Raw genomic sequence first — 10,410 nt, 5'->3', positions numbered from 1 at the left:
TTGCTTCCGCTGCAGAAACGGTGAAGCGACATGGCAAGGAGCCATCGTTAACTAACGTATGTGAGGAATTAGGCATTCCTTCGCTGACGCCAGAGTTATCTTCCCTACTGGAAAAATGGTATCACACGCAGCCAGAATTTCAGCGTTCAATTAACGCGCCTCTTTCCAATAATATTAAAATCGAAACAAGCGAAATACTTGAGAAAATATTGAGCTGGAAAAATCCTTGTCTTTGTTACGAGCAACCTTAGAATCTACTGCAGATGGTATCATGATGGTTAATGGCAAAGGCCAGGTTGTGGATTGGAATCAAAAATTTGTTGAAATGTGGCGTATTCCTTCCCATATGCTTGAGTCTGGTACGGAAAGTATTGGTTTTGAATACATTTTAGAACAATTAAGTAATCCCGCATCAGTGATTGCCGATGTCCAATATCTCTATGAAAATCCAGATTGGCAAGGTGCATTACCTCTATTACATTTTAAGGATGGTCGTATTTTTGAGCGTTATACCCAGCCACAACGCGTAGGCTCAGAAATTGTAGGCAGAGTATACAGTTTTCGGGATGTTACTCAGCGAATGATGTCAGAGGATGAATTACGTATTCGTGAGCGCGCAATTGAGGCAAGTAGTCATGGTGTAGCAATCATCGATATCATTAAGCCTAATCAACCTATTATTTATGTCAATAAAGCCTTTGAGCGCATAACAGGATATAACGAAAACAAACAATTGGGCAAAATTTAGCTCATTTACAGGGAACAAAGGCCGACCAGGTTAATCAAAAACGCATTAATCTCGCCATTAGAGAACAAAGAGAGGAAACCGTTGAGTTGGAAAGTTATCGCCGCAATGGCGAAATGTTCTGGTGTGAATTAAGTGTTGCACCAGTCAGTGATTCTTTTGGAAAAATCAGACATTACGTCTGTATTATTAACGATATCACGCAGCGCCGTGATATGGAAAAGCAATTAGTCAGGCAGGCAACTCATGATCCTTTAACTGAATTGCCTAACCGCGTATTGTTGATGGATAGGGTGGAACAAGCTATTTTGCAAGCCAAGAAGAAGAAATCTCTTTTGGCCTTTCTGTTCCTGGATTTAGACCGCTTTAAAATGACTAATGATACTTTAGGACATAGTATCGGAGATAAATTACTGCAGGCTGTTTCCAATCGTCTGCTGATTGCTACGAATGATTTTGATACGGTCGCCCGATTAGGGGGGGATGAGTTTGTTATTCTTTTGCCAGAATTAAACACTGAGCAACAAGCCCAGCAAATGGCAGCAGAAATTCTACATCTTATTGAGAAGCCATTTCAGGTTGATCAACACAGTTTAAAAATTACTGGCAGTATTGGTATTAGCTACTATCCGAAAGATGGTCTCGACTATGAATCGCTGATGAAAAATGCTGATTTATCTATGTACCATGCTAAAGACAGTGGACGGAACAATTATCGTGTCTTTGAGCAGGAAATGAATAGACGCGTGATTAATCACATGCAATTGGAAAATGCGTTGCGGGATGCAATGAAAAGAGATGAGTTTTATCTCGTTTATCAACCCCTGATTGATCTCAGAAAGCGATGCATAGTAGGTTTTGAAGCATTATTACGCTGGAATAGCCATCTTTTAGGACAGGTTTCTCCCATTGAGTTTATTGGTATGGCTGAAGAAAACGGTTTAATTGTCGATATTGGCAGGTGGGTATTGGAGCAAGCCTGTAATCAAGCAATTCGCTGGCATAAAGCAGGATTTAAGGATTTAAGGATTGCTGTCAATATTTCTGGTCGTCAATTCCGACAAAGTAGACTTCCCGAAGTAGTTGCTGAAGTTTTAACTAAGACAGGATTGGCAGCAAAATTTTTGGAGCTGGAGTTAACAGAAAGCTTATTGGTTGATGACATTGATCATGCTGTTGAGACAATGTATCAGTTAAAAGATATGGGTATTAGCTTAGTGATTGATGATTTTGGGACTGGCTATTCTAGTTTATCTTACTTAAAACAATTTCCTGTCAATAAATTGAAAATAGATCGGTCTTTTATTAGTGAATTATCCAATCAGGAAAATGATGCTGCAATTGCACGAGCAATTATTAATCTTGGTCACAGTTTGAATTTAGAGGTATTAGCAGAAGGGGTGGAAACCGAATTACAAAAGGATTTCATCGTGGCTCATGGTTGTGATTATGCCCAGGGGTATTACTTTAAACCGCCAAATACACCGGCAGCATTAAAGGATTATTTAGAAAACTTTCCGGGTTTTTAACAGAATCTACATGAGATTGGTAAAATTATATAAATAAAAAAGGTAAATAAATGTTTCGCACTATTATTAACGCCTTACATCCCACCTTATTTTATATTTTTATATCAATCATTTATGTTGGATTTGCTATTGTAGCTTATGTTATTTCTACGAAAGTAATGCCATCTATAAGGATAAAAAACGACCATTTTGATGAGGCAGTCACTTTATCTTTGGGTTTAGTCAATGGAGTTTATAGTATTTTGCTAGGATTCCTTCTGTTTTTGGGATGGGAGAATTATGAAAATGCAGAGCAGGTAGTTGTTGATGAAGGCAGTAAATTAGCCGTAATGTGGGAAGGGAGTCGAGTGTTTCCTAGCTCAGTGGCTAAGAACTTACAAGAAGCTATTGAACAATATGCAAAAGAGGTAATTGAAGAAGAATGGCCAGCGATGGCAAATGGCGAGGCGGATGCTGACATCTCACAATTATTGTTTAACTTATACTCAATTGTGCAAAATTATACGCCTGAAACAGTGATTACCAAGGTTTTTTATAAAGAGATTATTTCAGCATTAAATGCAACGATGGAATTACGTAACCGTCGTTTAAAATTCTTAGAAAGTGCGATTCCTAATGCTTGGTATGTCTTTGTTTTTCGGTTGCGTTTGTATTAATTCTGTTAAACGCATTAGGTTTACGTAGACACAGTGTGCAATTGTATATGCACATTGTTTTGACTTTAGTAGTCACTTTCTATTTAACTGCTATCATGGCACTAAGTTATCCATTTTCTGGTTACATTTCAGTTGATAAATCTTTATTTCTTCAGGGTTCTCTTCAAATAATTCATCGATAACTTTTCAAATTGACAATCTAAAATACACAGCAGGTATGATTTTTGCTGGGTATTTTTCATTGAAAGCTTATTAATACCTATACTGGTGCTGGTAGTTTGACTGCTAGGAGGATATATGTGGTTGTAACTTTAAGCAGGTTATTTATATGGGGAGAGTTTTAAAACCCAACGTCACTTGCCTATGATAATGATGGACTTATTAGGGATGATGAATCTTGGGATAGATGAGGCTGGTGCACAAGCCTGGTTTCATTAGTCTAAGTTCAGGCAACGGAGAGACATGATGAGAAGCGTAACCATTATTGGTTCTGGGTTAGCAGGGGTCTTGCTATCGCTGTACCTTGCCAGACGCGGTTATGAAATTGATTTATTTGAAGCGAGACCTGATTTACGTATCTCAAAAATCGAAAAAAGGACGCTCAATAAATCTGGCTTTTATCTTGTCGAGGCATTACCGGTTTAGCAGGCGTGAATTTAATGTTTGAAGTTGAAAAAATCATGGTGCCGATGCGTGCTAGAGCCATTCACGAGCAAAATGGCACGATAAAATACCAACCTTTTGGCCGCGATAACACAGAATATATTAACGCTATTCAGCGTAGTGGCTTAAATGAGTTATTGCTGGATAGAGCTGAGCAAACCTTAGGGATCCGTTTGCATTTTGATATGAAATTGGTAAAGGTTGATCTCTATAACAAAGTAGTATATTTCGAGTTTCCAGATAAAAGTCTTTTATCCAAACCATACGATATCTTGATCGGTGCTGATGGTGCTGCTTCTCAGGTGCGTGAAGCTCTTGAGCAGGAGAAACTTATTGTCGCATCAAGGGAATTTCTACCTCACGGCTATAAAGAATTGTCTATTAGTAAAGAGCCTTCTCGACATTTTATACCCGAACATTTACATCTCTGGCCACGAGATTCATTTATGCTCCTGGGGAATCCTAATCGTGATGATTCAATTACTGGGACTTTATTCTTGGCTAATAAAGGCAAGAACAGTTTTGCTCAGCTCAATAATGAAAAAGTTATCAATTCTTTCTTTAGGGAGGCTTTTCCTGACGCCTATGAGGTAATGCCGGATTTGATTAATGAATTTACCCATAATCCAACGGGAAATTTAAGTACAATAAAATGTACATCCTGGTATTTTAAAGATCATTGCTTATTGATTGGCGATGCAGCACATGGAATAGTCCCTTTTTTTGGCCAGGGCATGAACAGTGCTTTTGAAGACTGCCGTATTCTTAATGCGTTTTTAGATCAATATAATGATGATTGGCAGCAAGTAATGCCTGCATTTTTTAATTCACGTAAGGCTAATACCGATGCTGTAGCAGAGATGTCAATGGCTAATTATCATGAAATTCAAACCGATATTCGTGATGCAAAGTTTAATTTAAAAAAACAGATAGAGCAGGAATTAATGCATCGTTATCCACAGCGTTATGTTTCAAAGCATGTGTTAGTTATGTTTACTAATACGCCCTACGCAGAGGCAAACGCACATGGCTATTTGCAAAATGAGCTTCTGAATGAAATTTGTTTACAAGCGAGGTGTATAGAAGAGATAAATTGGTCTGAAGTGGATAAGTTAATGGAAAAATATGACAAAAAATTGGCGAATTTAAGTCTTATTGAAAAAACTCATTAAAATTTAATGCTTGTTTGGTCAATTTTTTGTCGTTTAAGCTTGATTCGGGGACATTCTTTTGTCGCTTTCCGAGGTTTTCTCCTGCAAAAAAGAAAAAACACGCTTATTTGTGTCTTATTTGAATAGAAAGATTCATTTTTTGGCATGGAGCGTGCAACACATGAATTGTCCAACCAATTTAATCGTGCCTCGGAGGCAAATACCATGAAAACTATACAAACTTATATTGATTCCAAACAACAAGAATTCATGGGACATCCTTTTTTGAAGTGTTAACTCAATTAAATAGTTTAGAGGAAATCAGCTATTTTGTCCCTGAATTAACTTTTTGGGCAATGACTTTCCAGGATATTTTACGTCTGAATGAAGAGCGAGTTACTGATCCTTACTTGAAAAAATTGCTCGCCACCACCGTCTTGAAGACGCAGGACATGAAAAATGGTTTTTACATGATAAAAAATACATGGGTGGTTTGTGTGATGATAAATCATGCACAAGAGATGATGTGGCTTGGCTTTACAGTAAAGAATCACAACTCACTCGTGATGCGGCATACGCAATCATGTCTGAAATCTATAAAATAGACGATGAAATATTAAATATTGCTTTATTGCTTACCCTTGAGTCTTCTGGGCATGTGTTTTTTCGAGAAAGTAGCTAAACAGGTGAAGAAAGCTGGAGAAGATAAAAACCTGAAGTACTTTTCGAGTTCACATCTTGAAGTTGAATTAGCTCATGCTTTGTTTGAAGAGGAAATGGAACGCAAATTGTTTGCAATACCTGTTCCTGTCAATGTACGTCGTGAAGCATTAAAGATGATTGATAGATGTTACGATGCGTTCGGTAAGATGTTTGATGGATTAATTCTTGCTTGTAACCAACGACTAGAGTTGGCTAAACAAAGGAATCAAGAAAATGCAGCCAATGCATTGGAGTATGTCTCAGATAAAGCAGTGTGAGAAAGAGAGTGGACAAGCGATGCTCAGTGATGAGCATACGCTTGTTTCTTATGCCCAGGATTTCGGTAAATTAAATCAAGCTAGCCCGTCAGCAGTTTGTATTCCATCCTCAATAAAAAACTTCAGTCTGTATTAGGTTATGCTAATCAACATAATCTGAATGTTACTATTCGCGGAAATGGGCTGAGTCAGGGAGGGCAGGCTCTAGCGCAGAAAGGTAGTTTAATTATGCACTTAGAGCAATTAAATCATGTTCTGGTCCATGAGCCAGATAGTATCTGGGCTGAGGCAAATACAACTTGGTCTTCAGTAGTAGAAGTCTCTCTAAAAAAAGCACAAATTCCTTATGTTCTTCCTTATAATTGTAACTTGTCGGTAGGCGGGGTACTTTCGGCAGGAGGAGTGGGCTCGTCTTCTTTTAAATTCGGTAGTATCAGCTCTCATGTCAAAGCCTTAGAGGTGATTACAGCTGATGGCAAGATTGCGCAGATTGATGAGCAATCTGAATTGTTTCATGCTTGTCTTTCCGGGCAAGGACGTTTTGCTGTCATAACCAAGGCTTGTATCAAGTTACGTCCTTGTCTGAAACAAGTTAGAACATTTTTTTAGTTTATCTTGATAAAAATCAATGGATTCATGATATTGCTAAAATTAAATCTGGTGCTGATTATGTGGAAGCTTTTTGCTCTCCCTCATTGCAGGGTGCTAAATTAACAGAAGAAGGCAGACGCATGCCCTTTGCCCAATGGCTTTTTGCTTTGCATGTTTCACTGGAGTATGACAATAAACCACCGCAATTAAATGCTGTTAGCAGTCATTTAAAACCATGGAAAACGATCCACATTCAGGATGAATCGATTCATTCTTATCTCCATCGCCACAATTCTCGTTTTGAAGCAATGAAATTGACGGGGCAATGGGATTTACTTCATCCCTGGTATGAATGCTTTATTCCCACCGCTGTTTTATCTAAGGAACTCGAGGAATTACTTACGCAACTACCCATTCACTATGCAACGGTTCTGCAGATTGTGCCACTAGCTAATAAGAAGCGTATTGGTTTTTTAATGCTCCCTGAGGCCAAGGATATTTGTGCTTTAATGATTTTAAACCCTGGTGTGAATCCTGCGTTGCTTCCTAGCTGTTTGCAGACTATCACTACTTTGGATGAGCTGTTTTTACAACAAGGTGGAAAGCGTTATCTTTCAGGTTATTTGGGGCAAAAATTAGCCTCAAATTATTGGCAGACTCATTTTGGCCCTGTTTACAGTGATTGGCTGCGGTTAAAGAAAGAATACGATCCGCGACACATTTTAACCTCATCGTTACATCATCTTTGATTTCGCCGTTAATGCATTTAAGTAGGTCTCAACTTGGTTTAAAAGCCATCAGAGTAAACAGGGTATCTGTTTTATAACTATCTTGGAAAATAAAACCGGAGGGTTCTATCGATTGCTGCCATTCACTAAGTGTGCGTTGCCTGCCTCCTAACAGAACCATCATCACGATATCCATTGTTTTATTAGGATGGGGACCTGGGCTGTCAGGCATAACCTGTTCAGCAATGAAAAGCGAAGTATTCTTTGTCATTTGTTGATGGCAATTTGACAAAATCTGATGCATGAGATTATCGTTGAAATCATGGAGGACGCCTTTAAAAATATAAGCATCTGCTTGAGGAATTTTAGCTAGAAAATCACCTGCAGTTAATTTGATCTGTGGTGGAAAATCTCCGCCTCTCAATTGTTCAATGACAGAGGCAGTGTCTAAAAGAGTTAGTTGTAGTTTGGGATAATGGCGGGCTAATGCCTGCGTTAAGCCTCCGCGTCCCCCTCCCATATCAACTACCTGAGAAAATTGCGAAAAATTATAGGCTTTGGCAATTGCCTCATCATCAAAGGTGGATAATCTTGCCATGCCTCGATCAAAATTTGCTTGTTTCTCTGGGTGTTTACTAAGAAAACTAAAAAACTATCGCCATGTTGATGGGAGAAAGCAGAATTTCCTGTTTTTAAACTGGTATCAAGATGAGCAAAGGATTGCCACCAACTGTCATCCACCATACACAAAACATCACGGACAGAATGAGGATCATCATCACGTAAAGGCATTGATAAACTTGTTAGCGAATAACCGGTTTCATCGCAATTAAAAAGACCGTAAGCGCTAAGAAATTTTAATACTCTGTCTAATAATTCAGGTATTGTTCCTGTACGTTCTGCCAATTCATCAATATCGATCGGTTTTAAGGACATGTGATTAGCAATGCCAAGTTTTGCCACTGCATGGAGTGCTCGTGAAACAACGTACCAACGTGACATAGTGGCTAATTGGATATGGGGTTGCTCTTGGTTAGAGTGCATAGTTGCTCCCTTTCTTGTCTTTGCTTGTTTTAGTGCATATAGTGATAGGCAAAAACCATGCTAATTTGAATCATGCAAAAAAACAGATTAAGTTTCCTTTATTACTTACCAATGAGCCACAAAAAATGATGGCTATCTGTATTTTTGTACTGGTCTTTTTTTATTTGTATGGGAGTTAATAATCGCTTTTCAATTTAATGAAAAAAACAAGCTGTAATGCCACAAGCCAATATTACACCGGCACAGGCTTATTTGCGTAAGGATTCTCCCTTATTTAAAACGTCTTTGTTTGGAGACTATGTCCCAACCAATTTAGCTGATGCGGACATTAAACAATCCATGCTTGATGCTGAGGTCGTAGGAGTTATGTTTGCGACTAAAGAGAATGAATCGCAGGTTATTATTCGAGCCGGTGGAGGCGGGCAAAAAACCTATGTGATTGGCGATGTCTTGCCTGGAGGAGCAGTAATCAAACGAATTACAGAAAAAGGAGTCGTGGTTTTGCATAAGGGAGTCCTTGAGAGTTTAAGTTTGCCTAAAAATGAATTAATCTTCGAGGCTCCTGCAAAGCCGTTAATTGAGGAATAAGCTTATGCGTTTTGCATTGCGAACAATTGTATTGTTTATTTGGATACTCATTGCGACGGCTTGTGTAAGTAACGTAAATTTGAACGAAGGGATCCGCAGCTTTCAAGCGCAGGATTACCGACGGGCTTTTGTTCGCCTAATACCTGAGGCGAAAAAAGGCAATCCCGATGCGCAATACGCCGTAGGCTATATGTATTATTATGGCCAGGGAGTTATTGAGGATCGTAAAGTAGCCTGGTATTGGATTAATCGGGCTGCAGATGCAGGACAGCCTGAAGCAAAAGCTGCGGCTGATATTTTAAGACGCCAAGCAAAACTCATCATCTATAAACAGGGCAAACATATTTAGTTTATAGCCGTAATAAATAGTGAGAGCACGTAACAACAATAAATCAATATTAATATGCCGCCTTGCCAACGAGTAATTCTTTTCTTATGACGATAATTTAGCCATAGAAGAGCTGAGGTTGTTACAAACATGACTGGGATATCACGCCACAATATAGCATGACTAATTGCTGCAGGGTGAATAATGCCAGGAAAAATCATAACGGCAATTAAATTAAACATATTGGCGCCAAGGATATTACCAATGGCAATATCGTCAGCACCTTTAACTGCGGCGATAATTGATGTAACCAATTCAGGTAAGCTGCTTCCTATTGCAACAATGGTCAGGCCAATAATTAATTCGCTTATACCTAACCAGTGCCCAAGTTCAACACAATTCTGTATTAAATATTTAGCGCTGAGAGGTAAAACAATGAGGCCCAAAATCAAATGGATAGTATGAGTTTTTAGTGAGTGTTTACGAAAGGCTGCTTGTTGAAAAGCGATAGTTAATTGTTTTTGTGGACGCTCTTGCCGCGTTATATATATAAAATAAGTGATTAAGGCGATGCAAACTAATAAAAACAGGCAACCATCCAAAACGCCAAGATAGCCATCGATAATGAGTGAATAAGTAAAAAGCATGACTAAAAAAGGAGAGGATATTCTCGGCGCAATAATGTTGGTTGTACCCTAAGCGGTTTTAAAAGAGCTGTTATACCGAGTACTAAACCAATATTGGCAATGTTTGTACCGATAGCATTGCCAATAGCTATGTCAGTTACACCCTCTATGGATGCTCTAATAGCAACCATAATTTCAGGAGCAGAAGTACCCAGTGCTACTAAAGTTAAACCAATTAATAAAGGTGGTAACCGGTAATAGTGGGCAATACCGGATGCGCCGCTAACCAAATGATTGGCGGACCATAATAAGGCAATAAAGCTAATCACCAGAGCAAATAGTATCGTCATGCTGTTTCTTCATGTTATTTCACAATAATTCTTGGGTATTGATAATACTTTATTTCGTTCCGAACACAATAAATAGTCTTTGGTGTGCATAAAAAAATCACATTGTGTTATCATTAAAAACAAATTCTTTATTTACTGGTTGGAGTTTTGAATCATGCCTCGTGCGAGAGCAAAAAAGGGCGGTTTGCATATATCGGCTACTGATAAACGAGTAGAGCGTGTTTTTCCTGGAGTGCGTGGCTCTTTGAGTCAACGTATTACTGTTGATAACGGTAAGGGACCTGTCGAACTTAAGAAAGGCACTCGAGTTATTATTCAGCCGCTCAATCTTGATATGCCGAATTGAAGAACCACGAAGTTTCAAAATAAACTTGTCGTATAACTTCGTATAATGTATGCTATACGAAGTTATTACGAAGCCATTATTACAC

The 10,410-nt window shown here is 38.6% G+C and carries 14 protein-coding genes and 2 pseudogenes; 12 read left to right on the top strand and 4 right to left on the bottom strand.

Annotated elements, in window-relative coordinates; genetic code table 11:
• The 9 genes and pseudogenes from BN58_RS34455 to BN58_RS37075 form a co-directional block, all read left to right on the top strand.
• On the top strand, window positions 1-251 hold a 251-nt coding region (locus BN58_RS34455), incomplete at its 5' end, for a hypothetical protein (RefSeq protein ID WP_232220616.1).
• A gap of 20 nt (window positions 252-271) precedes the next feature.
• Window positions 272-973 (top strand): annotated as a pseudogene (locus BN58_RS34450) (PAS domain S-box protein); the annotation flags it as partial.
• Window positions 974-1,029: 56 nt separating this feature from the next.
• On the top strand, window positions 1,030-2,274 hold the full coding sequence (locus BN58_RS28695) for a putative bifunctional diguanylate cyclase/phosphodiesterase (protein ID WP_408605493.1): 1,245 nt from the start codon (window positions 1,030-1,032) through the stop codon (window positions 2,272-2,274).
• 50 nt (window positions 2,275-2,324) lie between these two features.
• Entirely contained in the window at window positions 2,325-2,930 is a 606-nt protein-coding gene (locus BN58_RS13335; protein WP_019217262.1) for a bestrophin-like domain, read from the top strand.
• A 462-nt stretch (window positions 2,931-3,392) separates the two neighbouring features.
• Window positions 3,393-3,575 carry an NAD(P)-binding protein gene (locus BN58_RS34445; RefSeq protein WP_232220615.1) on the top strand — a complete coding sequence of 61 codons (183 nt, stop codon included), beginning with the start codon at window positions 3,393-3,395 and terminating at the stop codon, window positions 3,573-3,575.
• A 14-nt stretch (window positions 3,576-3,589) separates the two neighbouring features.
• Window positions 3,590-4,765 carry an FAD-dependent oxidoreductase gene (locus tag BN58_RS25355; RefSeq protein ID WP_232220614.1) on the top strand — a complete coding sequence of 392 codons (1,176 nt, stop codon included), beginning with the start codon at window positions 3,590-3,592 and terminating at the stop codon, window positions 4,763-4,765.
• A 204-nt stretch (window positions 4,766-4,969) separates the two neighbouring features.
• Window positions 4,970-5,724 (top strand): annotated as a pseudogene (locus BN58_RS25350) (hypothetical protein).
• Between the two features lie 96 nt (window positions 5,725-5,820).
• The gene (locus BN58_RS37080) at window positions 5,821-6,333 is read left to right on the top strand and encodes an FAD-binding oxidoreductase (protein ID WP_332247992.1); all 513 of its coding nucleotides are present in this window, start codon (window positions 5,821-5,823) and stop codon (window positions 6,331-6,333) included.
• Between the two features lie 62 nt (window positions 6,334-6,395).
• A complete protein-coding gene (locus BN58_RS37075; protein WP_332247991.1) occupies window positions 6,396-7,064 on the top strand; it encodes a hypothetical protein in 669 nt (222 codons plus the stop codon).
• Window positions 7,065-7,092: 28 nt separating this feature from the next.
• Here the strand turns inward: BN58_RS37075 and BN58_RS34440 are convergent, their stop codons facing one another.
• Both BN58_RS34440 and BN58_RS34435 read right to left on the bottom strand, forming a co-directional pair.
• The gene (locus BN58_RS34440; protein ID WP_232220613.1) at window positions 7,093-7,641 is read right to left on the bottom strand and encodes a methyltransferase; all 549 of its coding nucleotides are present in this window, start codon (window positions 7,639-7,641) and stop codon (window positions 7,093-7,095) included.
• A complete protein-coding gene (locus BN58_RS34435; RefSeq protein WP_232220612.1) occupies window positions 7,569-8,087 on the bottom strand; it encodes a methyltransferase family protein in 519 nt (172 codons plus the stop codon). The genes BN58_RS34440 and BN58_RS34435 overlap by 73 nt, the downstream gene beginning before the upstream one ends.
• A 216-nt stretch (window positions 8,088-8,303) precedes the next feature.
• On the opposite strand from BN58_RS34435, the gene BN58_RS25335 reads away from it, so the two are divergent.
• Window positions 8,304-8,675, top strand: coding sequence for a type II secretion system protein N (locus BN58_RS25335; protein ID WP_019217258.1), 372 nt, complete (start codon window positions 8,304-8,306; stop codon window positions 8,673-8,675).
• A 4-nt stretch (window positions 8,676-8,679) separates the two neighbouring features.
• Window positions 8,680-9,024: a tetratricopeptide repeat protein gene (locus BN58_RS13305; RefSeq protein ID WP_019217257.1), complete on the top strand. Its 345-nt coding sequence runs from the start codon at window positions 8,680-8,682 to the stop codon at window positions 9,022-9,024.
• Here BN58_RS13305 and BN58_RS25330 read toward each other — a convergent pair.
• The gene (locus BN58_RS25330) at window positions 9,021-9,650 is read right to left on the bottom strand and encodes a sodium:calcium antiporter (RefSeq protein WP_019217256.1); all 630 of its coding nucleotides are present in this window, start codon (window positions 9,648-9,650) and stop codon (window positions 9,021-9,023) included. The genes BN58_RS13305 and BN58_RS25330 overlap by 4 nt on opposite strands.
• Before the next feature lie 2 nt (window positions 9,651-9,652).
• Window positions 9,653-9,979: a sodium:calcium antiporter gene (locus tag BN58_RS34430; RefSeq protein ID WP_019217255.1), complete on the bottom strand. Its 327-nt coding sequence runs from the start codon at window positions 9,977-9,979 to the stop codon at window positions 9,653-9,655.
• A 154-nt stretch (window positions 9,980-10,133) separates the two neighbouring features.
• Between BN58_RS34430 and BN58_RS13295 the strand changes: the two genes are divergently transcribed.
• Window positions 10,134-10,325 carry a hypothetical protein gene (locus tag BN58_RS13295; protein ID WP_019217254.1) on the top strand — a complete coding sequence of 64 codons (192 nt, stop codon included), beginning with the start codon at window positions 10,134-10,136 and terminating at the stop codon, window positions 10,323-10,325.
• Window positions 10,326-10,410: the final 85 nt, after the last annotated feature.

It is taken from the genome of Legionella tunisiensis, from assembly GCF_000308315.1.
In the GTDB taxonomy this organism is placed as follows: domain Bacteria; phylum Pseudomonadota; class Gammaproteobacteria; order Legionellales; family Legionellaceae; genus Tatlockia; species Tatlockia tunisiensis.
Note: the sequence above shows the minus strand (reverse complement) of the source record. Positions and strands in the feature narration are given on the sequence as shown.